Annotated in this window: 17 protein-coding genes; 4 read left to right on the plus strand and 13 right to left on the minus strand. The window is 54.0% G+C overall.

Features of this window, described 5'->3' with window-relative positions:
• Window positions 1–79 precede the first annotated feature (79 nt).
• Both radA and serB read right to left on the minus strand, forming a co-directional pair.
• Window positions 80–1,462, minus strand: coding sequence for a DNA repair protein RadA (gene radA, locus AC6I4B_RS20020; RefSeq protein WP_497767667.1), 1,383 nt, complete (start codon window positions 1,460–1,462; stop codon window positions 80–82).
• A 10-nt stretch (window positions 1,463–1,472) separates the two neighbouring features.
• Window positions 1,473–2,444, minus strand: a complete 972-nt coding sequence (gene serB, locus AC6I4B_RS20025; protein ID WP_497767668.1) for a phosphoserine phosphatase — start codon at window positions 2,442–2,444, stop codon at window positions 1,473–1,475.
• 105 nt (window positions 2,445–2,549) lie between these two features.
• Here serB and AC6I4B_RS20030 point away from each other — a divergent pair, with 105 nt between their 5' ends.
• On the plus strand, window positions 2,550–3,182 hold the full coding sequence (locus AC6I4B_RS20030) for a YtjB family periplasmic protein (protein ID WP_497767670.1): 633 nt from the start codon (window positions 2,550–2,552) through the stop codon (window positions 3,180–3,182).
• A gap of 17 nt (window positions 3,183–3,199) precedes the next feature.
• Entirely contained in the window at window positions 3,200–4,216 is a 1,017-nt protein-coding gene (gene lplA / locus AC6I4B_RS20035) for a lipoate--protein ligase (RefSeq protein WP_497767671.1), read from the plus strand.
• A 116-nt stretch (window positions 4,217–4,332) separates the two neighbouring features.
• Here lplA and deoD read toward each other — a convergent pair whose 3' ends face one another.
• The 4 genes from deoD to deoC form a co-directional block, all read right to left on the minus strand.
• Window positions 4,333–5,052: a purine-nucleoside phosphorylase gene (gene deoD / locus AC6I4B_RS20040; RefSeq protein ID WP_015966021.1), complete on the minus strand. Its 720-nt coding sequence runs from the start codon at window positions 5,050–5,052 to the stop codon at window positions 4,333–4,335.
• A gap of 116 nt (window positions 5,053–5,168) precedes the next feature.
• Window positions 5,169–6,392 carry a phosphopentomutase gene (gene deoB, locus AC6I4B_RS20045; protein WP_497767673.1) on the minus strand — a complete coding sequence of 408 codons (1,224 nt, stop codon included), beginning with the start codon at window positions 6,390–6,392 and terminating at the stop codon, window positions 5,169–5,171.
• 52 nt (window positions 6,393–6,444) lie between these two features.
• The gene (gene deoA / locus AC6I4B_RS20050) at window positions 6,445–7,767 is read right to left on the minus strand and encodes a thymidine phosphorylase (RefSeq protein WP_497767675.1); all 1,323 of its coding nucleotides are present in this window, start codon (window positions 7,765–7,767) and stop codon (window positions 6,445–6,447) included.
• A 135-nt stretch (window positions 7,768–7,902) separates the two neighbouring features.
• Window positions 7,903–8,682: a deoxyribose-phosphate aldolase gene (gene deoC, locus AC6I4B_RS20055; protein ID WP_497767676.1), complete on the minus strand. Its 780-nt coding sequence runs from the start codon at window positions 8,680–8,682 to the stop codon at window positions 7,903–7,905.
• 258 nt (window positions 8,683–8,940) lie between these two features.
• On the opposite strand from deoC, the gene AC6I4B_RS20060 reads away from it, so the two are divergent.
• Window positions 8,941–10,491 carry a YjjI family glycine radical enzyme gene (locus tag AC6I4B_RS20060; RefSeq protein ID WP_497767678.1) on the plus strand — a complete coding sequence of 517 codons (1,551 nt, stop codon included), beginning with the start codon at window positions 8,941–8,943 and terminating at the stop codon, window positions 10,489–10,491.
• Entirely contained in the window at window positions 10,463–11,326 is an 864-nt protein-coding gene (locus tag AC6I4B_RS20065) for a YjjW family glycine radical enzyme activase (protein WP_497767679.1), read from the plus strand. The genes AC6I4B_RS20060 and AC6I4B_RS20065 overlap by 29 nt, the downstream gene beginning before the upstream one ends.
• Here AC6I4B_RS20065 and AC6I4B_RS20070 read toward each other — a convergent pair.
• From AC6I4B_RS20070 to AC6I4B_RS20100, 7 genes are all read right to left on the minus strand, one after another.
• Window positions 11,321–12,598, minus strand: coding sequence for a NupC/NupG family nucleoside CNT transporter (locus AC6I4B_RS20070; RefSeq protein ID WP_497767681.1), 1,278 nt, complete (start codon window positions 12,596–12,598; stop codon window positions 11,321–11,323). The two genes, AC6I4B_RS20065 and AC6I4B_RS20070, sit on opposite strands and share 6 nt — an antisense overlap.
• Window positions 12,599–12,743: 145 nt before the next feature.
• Window positions 12,744–13,523, minus strand: a complete 780-nt coding sequence (locus tag AC6I4B_RS20075) for a TatD family hydrolase (RefSeq protein ID WP_497767682.1) — start codon at window positions 13,521–13,523, stop codon at window positions 12,744–12,746.
• A gap of 118 nt (window positions 13,524–13,641) precedes the next feature.
• Window positions 13,642–13,803 carry a DUF1328 family protein gene (locus AC6I4B_RS20080; RefSeq protein WP_234508140.1) on the minus strand — a complete coding sequence of 54 codons (162 nt, stop codon included), beginning with the start codon at window positions 13,801–13,803 and terminating at the stop codon, window positions 13,642–13,644.
• A 198-nt stretch (window positions 13,804–14,001) separates the two neighbouring features.
• Complete coding sequence (gene prfC / locus AC6I4B_RS20085; RefSeq protein WP_497767684.1) at window positions 14,002–15,591, minus strand: peptide chain release factor 3; 1,590 nt, start codon at window positions 15,589–15,591, stop codon at window positions 14,002–14,004.
• Between the two features lie 93 nt (window positions 15,592–15,684).
• Window positions 15,685–16,362, minus strand: coding sequence for a pyrimidine 5'-nucleotidase (gene yjjG, locus AC6I4B_RS20090; protein WP_497772262.1), 678 nt, complete (start codon window positions 16,360–16,362; stop codon window positions 15,685–15,687).
• Window positions 16,363–16,379: 17 nt separating this feature from the next.
• Window positions 16,380–16,826, minus strand: a complete 447-nt coding sequence (gene rimI / locus AC6I4B_RS20095) for a ribosomal protein S18-alanine N-acetyltransferase (RefSeq protein ID WP_497767686.1) — start codon at window positions 16,824–16,826, stop codon at window positions 16,380–16,382.
• Entirely contained in the window at window positions 16,795–17,208 is a 414-nt protein-coding gene (locus tag AC6I4B_RS20100; protein WP_497767687.1) for a DNA polymerase III subunit psi, read from the minus strand. The genes rimI and AC6I4B_RS20100 overlap by 32 nt, the downstream gene beginning before the upstream one ends.
• Window positions 17,209–17,217: the final 9 nt, after the last annotated feature.

Consider the following 17,217-nt stretch of genomic DNA (forward strand, 5'->3'; position numbering starts at 1 on the left):
AAGGCAGCGCCGTCACCCGGCGTAGTAACCCTACTCTGCCTGATGACACTACGCTTATCAGGCCTACTGAGATTAGATATTATAAGTCGTCAAAGACACTCAGTGCATCAGTGAGTTTCTTCACACCGAAGACCTGCATCCCTTCGGGCGGTTTTTTAGGGACATTGGCTGCCGGAACAATCGCCCGGCGGAAGCCGTGCTTCGCCGCTTCTGAAATACGTTCCTGGCCGCTAGGGACTGGACGAATCTCACCGGATAACCCGACTTCACCAAAGACCACCAGATCCTGTGGCAACGGCCTATCTCGTAGGCTGGAAACCATCGCCAATAACAACGCTAAATCGGCGCTGGTTTCTGTCACTTTAACGCCGCCCACCACATTCACGAACACGTCTTGATCCGCCATTTGTAAACCACCATGTCGGTGCAATACGGCAAGCAAAATCGCTAAACGGTTCTGTTCCAGCCCCACGGCAACGCGCCTTGGGTTGGACATCATGGATTGGTCCACCAGCGCCTGAATCTCTACCAGCAAAGGGCGCGTTCCTTCCCACACAACCATAACGGAGCTACCGGAGGTCACTTCATCACCTCGGCTCAGGAAAATCGCCGACGGGTTGCTGACTTCGCGTAATCCCTGCTCGGTCATGGCGAACACACCTAACTCATTCACCGCGCCAAAACGGTTTTTATGGCTGCGCAAGGTACGGAAGCGAGAGTCGGCATCACCATCGAGCAGCACTGAGCAGTCGATACAGTGTTCCAGCACTTTTGGCCCCGCCAGAGAGCCGTCCTTCGTCACATGGCCAACCATCACAATCGCCACACCGCGCGTTTTCGCAAATCGCGTCAGATAAGCGGCAGTCTCGCGCACCTGAGCCACACTGCCCGGCGAGGACTGGATATCCGCCATGTGCATTACCTGAATGGAGTCAATGACCATTAGCTTCGGCTGTTCTTCTTCGGCAATCAGGCAAATCTGTTCAATACTGGTTTCCGACAGCATATTCATGTTCGCCGTTGGCAGGCCGAGGCGATGCGCACGCATTGCGACCTGCTGCAATGATTCTTCCCCAGTGACGTACAGGGTTTTCATTTGTTCAGCCAGCTTGCACAACGTTTGCAGCAACAGGGTAGATTTCCCCGCGCCGGGGTTGCCGCCAATCAGGATTGCGCTGCCAGGAACCACGCCGCCGCCCAGCACACGGTCAAACTCTTTAAAACCGGTAGAAAAGCGAGGCAGTTCTTCCAGACTAATGTCCGACAGTTTTTGCACCTTCGCGACACCGGCATTACCCGCATAGCCGCTCAGGCGCTCGTTACGTGCAACCGTGGGGGAAGCCGCAACACGCACCTCGGTGATGGTATTCCATGCCTGACAGGCGCTGCATTGCCCCTGCCAGCGCGGGTAGTCCGCACCGCACTCATTACAAACAAATGCGCGTTTAGGAGCTTTCGCCACGTTAACCTCTTTATTTCTGATTCATGCTGCCGGAGAGGATGCAGAACACCCCCATCAAATCGGCATGGCGGATAGTGACTTCCGTCTGTTCATTCACTTTGGGTTTGGCATGATACGCAATCCCCAGACCCGCTTTTTTGATCATCGGCAGGTCATTAGCACCATCGCCTATCGCTACTGTCTGGGTATGTGGAATTTCATATTTTTCAGCCAATTGCAGCAGCGTTTTCGCTTTATACTGCGCATCGACAATGTCACCGACCACTTCACCCGTCAGTTTGCCGTCACGAATACCTAACTCATTCGCCACCGCCGCCGTTAAGCGCAGTTTGTCACGCAGATATTCCGCAAAGAAGGTAAAGCCGCCGGAGGCAATCGCTACTTTCCAGCCGAGCGTTTCCAGTTTCAGCACCAGTTGAGTCAACCCTGGCATTAACGGTAGCTCATCACGAACCTGACGCAGAATATTGGCATCGGCGTCTTTTAACGTCGCGACACGCTGCCGCAGGCTCGCGCTGAAGTCTAACTCGCCGCGCATTGCGCGCTCGGTCACTTCCGATACCAGTTCGCCTGTTCCGGCCAATTTGGCGATTTCATCGATGCATTCAATCTGAATTGCCGTAGAATCCATATCCATCACCAGTAATCCCGGCGTACGCAGGTGCGGAATTTTCCCCAGCGGAGCCACGTCAAGCCCGGCATCATGCGCCAGACGTGTCGCTCTTGGCGTTAATGATCCCGCCAGGCGAATAACCTGATAATCTTCAACACACCAGGCGGCTACAATCACCATCGCTGCCCCCAGCTTACGCTGATAGGTCGTCAGGCGTTCTTTATTCAGACCACGGCCATACAGCAACCAGCCGCTGCGACCGGCGTGATAATCCAGCGGCATCACTTCATCGCCGCTGAGTGAAAGCGGCAACCCAGGCCACAGGGAAACATCTTCAGGCAGGTCGCACCAGGTCAAACTGTTTGGCATTACGGCTCCAATCTTCTTTTATTAAGCCAAGGAAAATAACGCCTGAGGCTACCTTGTAACCAGCGCTTCTGGCAACATTAAGCTGTAAATTTTCAAAGGTGGAATATGGTTCGCGCAAAACTGAAATTTCGGCTGCATCGCACGGCAATCGTTCTTATCTGTCTCGCACTGCTGGTCGCGCTGATGCAAGGGGCCTCATGGTTCAGCCAGCAAAGCCAGAAACAACGTAATCCGCAGCTTGAAGAGCTGGCGAGAACGTTGGCGTATCAGGTGTCGCTGAATTTAGCTCCCATGATGAGAAGCGAAACGCCAGACGAGAAAAAGATTGGGCAACTGCTCAATCAGCTTACCGCCAAAAGCCGTATTCTGGACGCTGGCGTCTACGACGAACAAGGCGATCTTATCGTGCACGCAGGCGAACAGGTCGATCTCCGCGATCGCCTGGCGCTGGATGGCAAAAAAGCCGGCAGCTACTTTAACCAGCAAATCGTCGAACCTATTCAGGGGAAAAATGGCCCACTCGGCTATTTGCGGCTGACGCTGGATACGCACACCATCGCCACCGAATCCCGGCAAGTGGACAATACCACCAACATTCTACGCCTTATGCTGCTGTTGTCGCTGGCTATCGGCGTCGTGCTCGCCCGCACCCTGCTGCGCGGTAAACGCACCCGCTGGCAACAGTCGCCGTTCCTGCTCACCGCCAACAAACCGGTTCAGGACGAAGATAAAGATTAATCAGAAAGGAAATCGCCATGTCAACGCTGCGTCTGCTGCTTTCAGAATCCCACGATCCCTGGTTTAACCTGGCCGTGGAAGAGTGTATTTTCCGCCAAATGCCTGCCACTCAACGGGTGTTATTCCTGTGGCGCAATGCGGATACCGTTGTGATTGGCCGAGCGCAAAACCCGTGGAAAGAGTGTAATACCCGACGGATGGAAGAAGATAACGTGCGCCTTGCACGCCGTAGCAGCGGCGGCGGAGCGGTTTTTCACGACCTCGGTAATACCTGTTTTACCTTTATGGCCGGTAAACCGGAATACGATAAAACCATCTCCACCAGCATTGTGCTGGACGCGTTAAACTCGCTAGGGATCACGGCAGAGGCCTCCGGGCGTAACGATCTGATCGTGAAAACTGACGAGGGCGATCGCAAAGTGTCTGGTTCAGCCTATCGCGAAACGAAAGATCGCGGTTTTCACCACGGTACGCTGCTGTTGAATGCCGATCTCAGCCGCCTGGCAAACTACCTTAATCCAGATAAAAAGAAACTCCAGGCAAAGGGGATCACCTCTGTGCGAGGCCGGGTTGCTAACCTGGTCGAGTTGTTGCCTGAAATAACTCACGAGAAAATCTGCGAAGCGATAACCGATGCTTTCTTCCGGCATTATGGTGAGCGCGTCGAGGCCGAAATTATCTCTCCAGATAAAGCCCCGGATCTGCCTAATTTTGCTGAAACGTTTGCTCGTCAGAGTAGCTGGGAGTGGAATTTTGGTCAGGCTCCGGCGTTCAGCCATTTGCTGGATGAGCGTTTCACCTGGGGAGGTGTCGAGCTACATTTCGACGTCGAGAAAGGGTTAATTACCCGTACGCAAGTGTTTACCGATAGCCTTAACCCCGCGCCGTTAGAAGCGCTGGCAGAGCGTCTACAGGGCTGCCAATACCGCGCCGACGTGTTGCAACAAACCTGTGAGTCTTTGCTGGCGGAATATCCTGAGCAGGAAAACGAGCTGCGGGAGTTGTCGGCATGGATTGCCGGGGCCGTGCGCTAGAGCGGTAGATAATTGCCGGATGGCGGCTGCGCCTTATCCGGCCTACAGGTTCGTGCCGATTTTTGCCTGTTTGTAGGCCCGGTAAGCGTAGCGCCACCGGGCACAACAAATGCACCTTACTCCTGGTCGCCCAGCAGTACGGATTCCAGCGCGATTTTGATCATGTCGTTGAAGGTCGTCTGACGTTCAGCGGCAGTGGTCTGCTCGTGAGTACGGATATGGTCAGACACGGTGCAGATGGTCAGCGCTTTCGCCCCAAATTCTGCCGCCACGCCGTAGATACCTGCAGCTTCCATCTCAATACCCAGAATGCCGTACTTCTCCATCACGTCGAACATTTGCGGATCCGGCGTATAGAACAGGTCTGCGGAGAAGATATTACCCACGCGAGCGTCAACGCCCAGCGCTTTCGCGGCGTCAACCGCGTTGCGCACCATGCCGAAGTCAGCGATGGCAGCGAAATCGTGATCTTTAAAACGCAGACGGTTTACTTTAGAGTCAGTGCAAGCCCCCATACCGATAACCACGTCACGCAGCTTCACGTCCGGGCGTACCGCGCCGCAGGAACCCACACGGATGATTTTCTTCACGCCGAAATCAGTGATCAGCTCTTTGGTGTAGATGGAGCAAGACGGGATACCCATGCCGTGACCCATTACGGAGATCTTACGGCCTTTATACGTCCCGGTAAAACCCAACATGCCGCGAACGTTGTTCACTTCACGCACGTCTTCAAGGAAAGTTTCAGCAATGTGCTTAGCACGCAGCGGGTCGCCTGGCATCAAAACTACGTCAGCGAAATCGCCCATTTCTGCGTTAATGTGTGGGGTAGCCATTATTTTATCCTTTTATAAGTTGCTAATGCCTGATGGCGGCTACGCCTTATCAGGCCTACAAACAACAAACGATTCCTCGTAGGCCGGATAAGCGTAGTGCTATCCGGCAACGAGTATCACAGCATATTTTTGCCGTATTCCATCGGTGACGTACCAAAGTAAGTCGCCAGGGTCTGGCCGATATCCGCGAAGGTTTCACGGTGTCCCAGCGAGCCTGGTTTTACTTTCGGGCCGTAAATCAGCACAGGGATGTGCTCACGGGTATGGTCAGTGCCCTGCCAGCTTGGGTCACAGCCGTGGTCAGCGGTCAGGATCAGAATATCATCCTCACCCACCAGCTCCATCAGCTCCGGCAGACGGCGGTCGAACAGTTCCAGACCTGCGGCATAACCGGCGATATCGCGACGGTGGCCCCAGGAAGAGTCGAAGTCTACAAAGTTAGTGAAGACGATAGTCTTATCACCCGCTTCTTTCATCTCTTTGATGGTCGCGTCGAACAGCGCATCCAGGCCAGTCGCTTTCACTTTTTTAGTGATACCGCAGTTAGCGTAGATATCAGCAATTTTACCGACAGAAACCACGTGGCCGTGTTTTTCATCCACCAGTTTTTGCAACACGGTCGGCGCTGGCGGTTCAACAGCCAGGTCGTGACGGTTACCGGTGCGCTGGAAGTTCCCCGCTTTATCACCGATAAACGGACGCGCGATAACGCGACCAATGTTGTAGCCGCCTTCGGTCAGTTCTTCACGAGCGATTTCGCACAGCTCGTAAAGTTTATCCAGCCCAAAAGTCTCCTCGTGGCAAGCAATCTGGAACACGGAGTCAGCGGAGGTATAGAAAATCGGCTTGCCGGTTTTCATATGTTCTTCGCCAAGCTCATCCAGAATCACTGTACCGGAAGAGTGACAGTTACCGAGGTAACCCGGCAGATTTGCGCGTTTTACCAGTTTATCCAGCAGTTCCTGCGGGAAGCTGTTCTGATGGTCGCTGAAATAGCCCCATTCGAACAGTACCGGTACACCGGCGATTTCCCAGTGACCAGATGGCGTATCTTTACCGGAAGAAAGCTCATGCGCCCAGGCGTATGCGCCAACCACTTCCGCGTTGGCGTCCATCCCGGCGGCGATTTTGCCGGTAGACCCCTGGTGAGCTTTAACCAGCCCCAGGCGAGTCAGGTTGGGTAAATTCAGCGGGCCTTTGCGGCCATTGTCAGCCTCACCTTTGGCACAGGCTTCTGCAATGTGGCCCATAGTATCTGAACCGACGTCACCAAAGCGGTCTGCGTCTTCTGTTGCACCAATCCCAAAGGAGTCCAGCACCATAATAAATGCACGTTTCATCTTGTTCTCCATACATCTTGCGCTGCAAAAAAGCGATCAGATCAGTATATCGCTATTCAGTTATCCGGCGATAGACTGTCGGTGTAATTTCTGGCGCTTTGTCGTCCAGTTTAATGGCCGCCTTCACGGCTTTTGCCGCATCTTGCCAGCTGGACTCATCTTTCGCGTGGATAACCGCCAGAGGACGTTGACCATCAACGCTGTCGCCCAGGCGCGCCATGTCGGTAAAGCCGACGCTGTAATCAATGGTGTCCGAAGCCTGACGGCGACCGCCGCCCATAGAAACAACTGCCATACCCAGCGCTCGGGTATCCATCGCACTAACAAAGCCTTCAGTATCAGCATAGACTGCTTTGCTGAGCATCGCCGTCGGCAGATATTTCGCATAGTTTTCAACGAAATCGGTCGGCCCTTTCTGCGCCGCCACCATGCGACCGAAAATCTCTGCCGCTTTGCCGTTATCCAGCACCGCCTGTAGTTTTGCGCGCGCTTCGCCGTCGTCTTTCGCCAGATTACCGGAGATAAGCATCTCAACGCACAGCGCCATCGTGACATCGAACAGGCGTGGGTTACGGTATTCACCGGTCAGGAACTGCACGGCTTCGCGGACTTCAACGGCATTACCCGCGCTGGAAGCCAGCACCTGATTCATATCGGTAAGCAAGGCGGTGGTACGCACGCCTGCGCCGTTGGAAACGCCAACAATCGCTTCTGCCAGTGCCGCAGAAAGTTCGTAGGTCGGCATAAATGCGCCGCTGCCTACTTTGACATCCATCACCAATGCATCCAGCCCTTCCGCCAATTTTTTGGCGAGGATTGACGCAGTGATAAGCGGGATGGAGTCCACCGTCGCGGTAATATCGCGGGTGGCGTAAAAACGTTTGTCCGCCGGTGCGAGCGAGCTGGTTTGCCCGATAATCGCCACACCCACGTCTTTAATAATTTCGCGGAAACGGTTGTCATCCGGGAAGATATCGAACCCAGGAATCGCTTCCAGTTTGTCGAGCGTACCGCCGGTATGGCCCAAGCCGCGACCAGAGATCATTGGCACATAGCCGCCACACGCAGCCACCATTGGGCCAAGCATCAGCGAAGTCACATCGCCCACACCGCCGGTAGAGTGTTTATCGACAATAGGGCCATTCAGATTCAGGCTTTTCCAGTCCAGGACGGTTCCAGAATCTCGCATCGCCATAGTCAGCGAAACACGCTCCGGCATGTTCATATCGTGGAAGAAAATGGTCATAGCCAGGGCTGCAATCTGCCCTTCTGAGATGGTGTTATCGCGAATACCATTGATAAAGAAACGAATTTCTTCATCGCTCAGCGCCTGACCATCACGTTTTTTACGAATAATTTCTTGTGCGAGAAACACGGTAACCCCCAGGGGAAAAGAGTAGAAGGCCGTTGTAGGCCGGGTAAGCAACGCGCCACCCGGCAGTCGTATTCATGCCGGATGGCGGCTGCGCCTTATCCGGCCTACGTCGCTACACATCCGGCAATAAAAGACTTAGTAGCTGCTTGCGCTCTTGCCGTCGCCATGACCCAGCGCTTTCAGCAGGCTTGCCAGCAGACTGGATGCGCCGAAACGGTAGTGACGGGAATCCGCCCAGTCTGCGCCAAACAGTTCATCGGCAATCGACAGGAACAGCTGTGCATCTTCCGCAGTGCGTACGCCGCCCGCTGGTTTGAAACCAACCGTTTTAGACACGCCCATATCGCGGATAACTTCCATCATGATGCGCGCGCTTTCTGGGGTCGCGTTCACCGGTACTTTACCGGTTGACGTTTTAATGAAGTCTGCACCGGCTTTGATGGAGATTTCAGACGCTTTGCGAATCAGCGCTTCTTCTTTCAGTTCGCCAGTTTCAATAATCACTTTCAGCAGAACGTTAGCTGCGGCACAGGCGTCTTTACACGCTTTAACCAGATCAAAACCGACCTGTTCGTTACCCGCGATCAACGCACGGTAAGGGAATACCACATCAACTTCATCAGCACCGTAAGCAATCGCGGCGCGGGTTTCTGCCAGCGCGATATCAATATCATCGTTACCATGTGGGAAGTTGGTCACGGTCGCGATACGGATATCCGGTGTGCCCTGCTCGTTCAGCGTTTTACGCGCAATAGGAATGAAACGCGGGTAGATGCAGACCGCCGCAGTGTTACCCACCGGGGTTTTCGCCTGATGGCACAGCGCGATCACTTTCGCGTCAGTGTCGTCTTCGTTCAGGGTGGTCAAGTCCATCAGTTGTAACGCACGCAGGCTGCTTGCCTTTAAATCAGTCATTTTTCTCTCCGACGGCGCAATGCCGTTTAAATCGTCACCTTGCGGGTCTGTGACTATTGTAACACTGCCCCGCGTTTACACTTCGACCTTCATCACACTTAGTGAAAAGTTCGTACAAATTTGCACATCAATAACGAGACTCATATCATGTTTTCACACCAACATTGGCCTATAAAACGTCCATTCACCTGCTGGGATCAAAGGATACGTGCATCATTTTTCATACACTGCGCGCATCGATCGCCAGAGGAACTGAACATGCCAACATCGATAGACTCATCGTTGCTGCAACACTGCCAGCAAATTGTGACAAGCTCCGTATTGTCTCCAGAACAGAAACGCCATTTTCTGGCGCTGGAGGCGGAAAACGCCCTGCCCTATCCTGAACTGCCCGATAATGCCCGCCAGGCCTTAGCCGACGGGGTTATCTGCGATATGTTCGAAGGCCACGCGCCATATAAACCGCGCTATGTGCTGCCGGATTACGCGCGTTTCCTCACCAATGGTTCTGAATGGCTGGAGCTGGAAGGCGCGGAGGATTTGGACGATGCGCTGTCGCTGCTGACAATCCTCTACCACCACGTCCCCTCTGTAACGGCTATGCCGGTATATCTCGGGCATCTTGATGAGCTGTTATCGCCTTATGTTAGAATTCTAACACAAGATGAAATCGATATTCGAATAAAACGTTTCTGGCGCTATCTCGATCGCACGCTGCCCGATGCTTTTACTCACGTCAATATTGGCCCACACGATACGCCGATTACTCGCGCCATTTTGCGCGCGGATGCTGAATTAAAGCAGGTAGCACCGAATCTCACCTTTATTTACGACCCAGAAATCACGCCCGATGACCTGCTGTTACAGGTTGCACAAAATATTTGTGAGTGCAGCAAACCGCACATCGCCAACGGGCCAGTGAATGATAAAATATTCACAAAAGGTCAGTATGGCATCGTTAGCTGTTACAACTCTCTGCCGGTAGCCGGTGGCGGTAGCACCTTAGTTCGCCTGAATCTGCAACAGGTCGCCCAGCGCAGTGACTCCATTGCTGATTTCTTCACTCGTGTGCTGCCGCACTACTGCCAGTTGCAAATCGACATCATCGATGCGCGCTGCCGCTTCTTGTACGAACAATCGCACTTCTTTGAGAATAGCTTCCTGGTCAGCGAAGGGCTGATAAGTCCTGACCGTTTTGTACCGATGTTTGGTATTTATTCCCTGGCGGAAGCCGTCAACATTTTGTGTGAGCGCGAAGGGCTCGCAGGGCGTTATGGCAAAGATGAACAGGCCAATCAGCTTGCCTACCGCATCAGCGCCGAGCTTGCCGCGTTCGTCGCCCGCACACCAGTGCAATACGGCTGGCAACAGCGCGCATTGCTACATGCGCAATCCGGGATTAGCTCCGATACCGGCACTACCCCGGGCGCGCGTCTGCCGTACGGAGATGAACCCGATCCGATTACTCACCTGCGCACCGTCGCGCCGCACCACGCACACTACGCGGCGGGGATAAGCGATATCCTGACACTGGATGAAACGGTAAAACGTAACCCGCAGGCGGTTATGCAATTATGTTTAGGGGCGTTTAAAGTCGGTATGCGCGAGTTCAGCGCCAACGTGAGCGGCAACGATTTAGTCCGTGTCACCGGCTATATGGTGCGCCTCTCCGATCTGGAGAAATATCGTACCGACGGCTCGCGCACCAACACCACCTGGCTGGGTGAAGAAGCCGCGCGCAATACTCGTATTCTGGAACGTCAACCTCGCGTCGTTAGCCATGAACAACAGATGCGCTTTAGTCAGTAAGGTCATCCCATTCTCCTGCGTGGATGGGCCGGGCAGCCGCCTGGCCCTGTTCTTACAGGGTTGCAACCTGCGCTGCAAAAACTGCCACAACCCGTGGACAATGGGGCGCTGCAATGACTGTGGCGACTGCGTTTCGCAGTGCCCGCATCAGGCGCTAAGTCTCAGCGCCGGACGCGTAGTGTGGCAGCCTGACGTCTGCCAGCAGTGCGACACCTGTCTGCATATGTGCCCACAGCAAGCCACGCCGATGGCACAAACGCTGAGCATCGAACAGGTTGTCCAGCACATCCACCAGGTCGCGCCATTTATCGAGGGGATCACCGTTAGCGGCGGCGAAGCCACCACCCAGCTACCGTTTATCTGCGCGCTCTTTCAGCACCTGAAACAAACGCCCGCACTCCAGCATCTGACGTGCCTGGTAGACAGCAATGGCGAACTACCCATAACCGGTTGGCAAAAACTGCGCCCCGTTTGCGATGGCGTAATGGTGGATTTAAAAGCGTGGGACAACGACTGCCACCTGGCGCTTACCGGACGAGGAAACGCGCGTATTAAACAAAGTATTCAATGGCTTGCCGAGCACAACATGCTGGCGGAACTGCGGTTGTTAGTCATTCCAGATCACACGGATTATCTGCAAGAAATTGCGCCGCTCAGCGCGTTTATTGCCGGACTGGGAACGGTTGCCGTTCGCCTGAATGCATTTCATGCACACGGGGTTTATGGGGAAGCGAAGACGTGGCGTAGCGCCGGGCCGCAGGACATTGAAGCCCTTAGCCAGGCGCTACAGGCCAGGGGAATAACACAAATTATTCCCCCAGCGCTGTACTTATAGGGCGAGAAAAACACCCGCGATGGTGGCGCTCATCAGGTTAGAGAGCGTCCCCGCCGCGACCGCTTTCAGGCCAAGCTGCGCAATTTCCTGGCGACGGTTCGGAGCCATGCTGCCCAGACCGCCAATCAGAATCGCAATGGAGGAGAGGTTCGCAAACCCACACAGCGCGAAAGAGATAATCGCTTTGGTGTGTGACGAAATGGTTTGCAGCCCTGCCGCTGCCACTTCGGCGTCCGGTTTCAGGTATTCACCAAAGTTCATGTAAGCCACGAATTCGTTGATAACCAACTTCTGGCCGATGAAAGAACCGGCGACGGTCGCTTCACTCCACGGCACACCAATCACCCATGCCAGCGGCGAGAATACCCAGCCCAAAATCAACTGCAATGACAAATCGGGATAGTTAAACCAACCGCCCACACCGGACAGAATCCCGTTTAACAGCGCAATCAGGGCGATAAACGCCAACAGCATTGCGCCTACGTTCAGCGCCAGTTGCATCCCGGATGCCGCACCAGAAGCCGCAGCGTCGAGAACGTTAGCCGGGGCATCGGGATTATTCGCTTCGCTTTCAAGCGTCGGCGAGTCGTGCGGTTTTTCTGTTTCCGGCACAATGATTTTGGCAAACAGCAGGCCGCCTGGCGCTGCCATAAACGACGCAGCAATCAAATATTCCAGCGGCACACCCATTTGCGCATAGCCCGCCAGCACAGAGCCCGCGACCGACGCCAGGCCACCACACATGACAGCAAACAGCTCTGAACGTGTCATGGTCGCGATATACGGACGTACCACGAGCGGCGCTTCCGTTTGACCGACAAAGATATTTGCCGTCGCCGACAGCGATTCGGTACGCGAGGTTTTCAATACTGCGCGTAGACCACCGCCCAGAATGCGAATCACAAATTGCATAATGCCGAGGTAATACAGCACAGCAATCAGCGAGGAGAAAAAGACGATAACCGGCAGTACGCGCAGCGCAAAGATAAAACCGCCACCGCCGAAGACTTCAAACATTTTGTCGGAAACCAGGCCACCGAACAGGAAACCAATACCTTCATTACCGTAGGCGATTACGTTGGCAACGCCTTCCGACATCGCCAGCAGCACTTTACGCCCAGCCGGAACATAAAGAATTAATGCGCCGATGCCCACCTGGATAATCCAGGCGCCCAGCACGGTACGAAGGTTAATGGCTTTACGATTACTGGAAAGCAGTAAGGCAATGGCGAGTAGCACCACCATGCCTATCAGTCCCATGAGGATTTGCATACAGAGTCCCTGTGTATTGAAAAAGATGAATCACGGCATCTGAGCCGCCGCGATTATAACGCCACGTGATTATCTTTTTTGGTCAAAGTCACAGGTTTCACGCAATAGAAACAGTGTAATACTCGGTAATGAGATCTACATCACCTCATAACCCCACAAAGAGTGCATGGCTGTTATTAAGCAGCGTAGCCGCTATCTCTTCTGGGTTTTCCTGGCGCAAGGAACACAAATGCGTAAAGACATCGGCAATGCGCTCCGGGCGGTTGGGCTGACCCTGAAAACCGTTCAATGGCATATCGGGGGCATCGGTTTCGAGGATTAATGCCTCCAGCGGCAAACGCGCCATAACATCACGAGTTTTACTGGCCCGCGGGTATGAAATTGTACCGCCGACGCCAATTTTATAACCCAACTGAATGAAACGCTCCGCCTGTTGCAGGCTACCGGAAAAACCATGCACCACGCCGGTTCTTGGAAGATTATGCCGTTTCAGGTGCTGCGTCATCTTATCGTGGGTGCGCCTTGAATGTAGGATGACCGGCAAGTCATAGCGTTTTGCCAGCCGCAGTTGCGCATCTAACAGAGACTGCTGGCGCTCAAACTGCGGGTCTTCGCGATACAAATCAAGGCCAATTTCCCCAACCGCCACCACTTTGTCCGGTTTTGCTGCCAGCAGTGTTTCGAGCTGTTCCAGGCTTTCGTCGCTATGACGCTCGATGACTATCGGGTGCAGCCCCAACGCCGCGTACAACGGCGGGTGCGCGGCGGCGAGATCCACGACACGCTGAAAGCGCCCCGCTTCTATCGCGGGCACAATGATTTTCACGACGCCAGCCGCAGCCGCTTGCGCCAGGCTGGCGGGTTCATCATCGGTAAACGGAGGGAAATCAAAATGGCAGTGGGTATCAATAAAACGATAGGTCACGCGCGCCTCACCAGTCAGCAGTCTGAATACTGCTATCGTAAAACAGCACCACTCAGGAATATATAAAAAAGCCAGCGCTTAGGCTGGCTTAGAGAGTGGCCGCTGTGAGTGAAACGCGCTACGGGCGCTTACGCCCCATAAACAAGCTGACCAGAAACAGGATAAGACCCACAACAAAAACAATTTTTGCCGCACCTGCTGCTGCCCCCGCCAAACCACCGAAGCCCAACGCGGCGGCAATTAACGCGATAACCAGAAAGATGATGCCCCAACGAAACATATGATTCTCCTTTATCCGTACGTACCGACCTGTTGGTCGAACCCACATTAACTATCTTTTTTCGTCGTACTGATAAGGAGACTAGGACAAAAATCAGACCCTTGCGTTGTAAATTGCAAGAATTAAGAACTTTCCGTCGCAGGAGGTGTGAGGAAAAAGCAGCCAGAGCACGGCGGACGCCGTGCTCTGTGGCGGCGATTAGTGCTCGCGGGTTTTGCGGAACTCAACCTCAGGATAACGCTCCTGAGTCAGGTTCAGGTTCACCATTGTTGGGGCGATATACGTCAGGTTATCGCCGCCATCCAGCGCCAACTGCACTTCGTTTTTACGTTTGAACTCTTCGAATTTCTTCACGTCTTTGCTTTCCACCCAGCGGGCGGTCGCGACGTTGACCGATTCGTAGATAGCTTCAACGTTGTACTCGCTTTTCAGACGTGCAACTACCACATCAAACTGCAGCACACCGACTGCGCCGACGATCAGATCGTTATTGGCAATCGGTCGGAACACCTGCACCGCACCTTCTTCAGAAAGCTGAACCAGGCCTTTCAGCAGCTGTTTTTGCTTCAGTGGATCTTTCAGGCGAATACGGCGGAACAGTTCTGGGGCGAAGTTCGGGATACCGGTGAACTTCATCGTTTCACCCTGAGTGAAGGTGTCGCCAATCTGAATCGTGCCGTGGTTGTGCAAGCCGATGATATCGCCCGGATACGCTTCTTCAACGTGCGAACGGTCGCCCGCCATAAAGGTCAGCGCATCGGAAATCACCACGTCTTTGCCGGTACGCACCTGACGCAGTTTCATGCCTTTTTCATATTTGCCGGACACCACACGCATAAACGCCACGCGGTCGCGGTGTTTCGGGTCCATGTTGGCCTGAATTTTAAAGACGAAGCCGGAGAACTTCTCATCTTTTGCTTCGACCAGACGCGTGTCGGTTTGACGTGGCATCGGCGCAGGCGCCCATTCCACTAAACCATCCAGCATGTGATCCACGCCGAAGTTACCCAATGCAGTACCGAAGAATACAGGGGTAATTTCACCTGCCAGGAACAGCTCTTGATCGAACTCGTTGGACGCGCCCTGCACCAGCTCCAGCTCGTCACGCAGTTGTTGCGCCAGCTCTTCACCGACGGCAGCATCCAGTTCTGGGCTGTTCAGGCCTTTAACAATACGCACTTCCTGAATGGTATGGCCTTTACCGGTCTGGTACAGATAGGTTTCATCTTTATAAAGATGGTAAACGCCTTTGAACAGCTTGCCGCAGCCAATCGGCCAGGTAATCGGCGCACAGCCGATTTTCAGCTCGCGCTCAACTTCATCCAGCACTTCCATCGGATCGCGGATGTCACGGTCGAGTTTGTTCATGAAAGTCAGGATCGGCGTATCGCGCAGACGGGTAACTTCCATCAGTTTGCGCGTCCGGTCTTCGACGCCTTTCGCGGCATCGATAACCATCAGACAGCAGTCAACCGCCGTCAGCGTACGATAGGTATCTTCGGAGAAGTCTTCGTGCCCGGGGGTGTCGAGCAGGTTAACCAGGCAGTCGTGATACGGGAACTGCATTACGGAGGTGGTAATAGAAATACCACGCTGCTTTTCCATCTCCATCCAGTCAGATTTCGCATGCTGGCTAGAGCCACGGCCTTTTACCGTACCGGCGGTCTGAATAGCCTGTCCGAATAACAGCACTTTTTCAGTGATCGTCGTTTTACCGGCATCCGGGTGAGAAATAATGGCAAAAGTGCGGCGCTTGGCCACCTCCTGCAAATAAGGAGACAACGTCATAGTTCGATCTTCTTGAGTAGGCGCGGCTTTACGCCACGCATGTTGAATACGAAAAAATTGCGGCTATTTTACCCATCAAAGGGGGGCTGGCAATCACTGTTTACACAGGAGTCGCTCCAGTTCAGGCAATGAGGTCACCGTCCAGTCCGGCTCGATGCCTTCCGGCAGCGGACGTTGGTGCGCGTTCAGCCAGCAGGTCGCCCAGCCAGCGTTCATCCCACCGAGAATATCAGACTCGGCGGTATCCCCCACCATCAGCACGCGGGAACGGTCCGGGTTACCGGCCTGTTCAAGGGCGTAATCAAAGATTCGCTTATCCGGTTTTGCGACGCCAACCTCTTCAGAAATCACCAGTAAATCAAAGTGATCACGAAGCCCGGTGCGCTCCAGACGAATCTGCTGTAATGAGGTAAACCCGTTGGTGATAATGCCCATTTTCACCTTGCCCTGTAGCACGTTCAACAGTGAAACGGCTCCCGGCAGTGGTGAACAAATCTCGGCCATCGCGTTCATAAAAGCATCGTTAAGGTCGCCAGGATGCACATTCAAACGTTCAGCCCAGGTCACAAAGCGCTGATGTTGAAGCTGAAGCGAGGTGATAGCGCCGTTTTGGTAATCCACCCACAACGGTTTATTCACCGCCTGATAGTCCTGGAAATCTTCTGCGGTGAAGGTCACGCTATAGTCGAGAAACATCCGCTGTAAGCCACTAAACGAGTCAAACGTAAACAGCGTCTCGTCGGCATCGAAGAAAATCCAGTCCCACTTCATCATCTTTTCACCTTGTCTTACATACTGATGGGCAGCGCCATAATAATGGCATCCTCGCGGCCTTCTGCCGTGGGATAATAGTTGCGACGAATCGTCGCCTCATTAAAACCTAAGCTCTCGTACAGAGCGATAGCCGCGTGGTTCGACGCGCGCACTTCCAGCCATAACGTCAGCACACCACGCGCTTCTAACGTATCGATGAGATGTTCAAGCAGCTCGCGCCCCAAACCACGGCGCTGATAGTCCGGGTCAACCGCGATATTGAACAGCGTCGCTTCATCCAGCACTATCTGCGTGATAGCAAATGCCGCCATCTCGCCATCAACCGACATCTGCAAATTCAGATAGCGTTCGCCCTGATTGCTGGCGAAGGTTTTTTCACTCCAGGGAAACGCATGAGCGCGCGTTTCAATAGCAAAAGCGCGGGGCAAATCAGTCGTGCTGAGGGTAGAAATCGTGTTCATGGGCGCAAATTTGTTGCCAAAGCGCGGCGCGCGCTGGCGCGCTGGCTTGCAGTTCATTAAATGGCGGTGTTGAAATCACCGCCCCTTCCAGCGTCAACGGCGTATCATTGCCGAGGCGCCAGCAATGGCAGCGGCTACCCTGCGGCAGCATCGCCACTCGGTCTGGTGACAGCGGCAATACCTGATCAGGCGTTAGGCGCAGCGCACGAAGAATATCGCCAATAAGCGGCTCCGTCAGTGCGGGCAGAGCTTCGCCAACCATCACTAAACGAATGTGCTGCGGGAGCGTAATAGCAATCTCACCTTGCAACGCCCCAGGGCGGCGCAGTGACCACTGAGTGATACCCAACTGTTGTAATTGCCAGTCTCGCCGGGATGTCATGTGAAACGC

The sequence above is a fragment of the Kluyvera fluvialis genome, assembly GCF_059725275.1.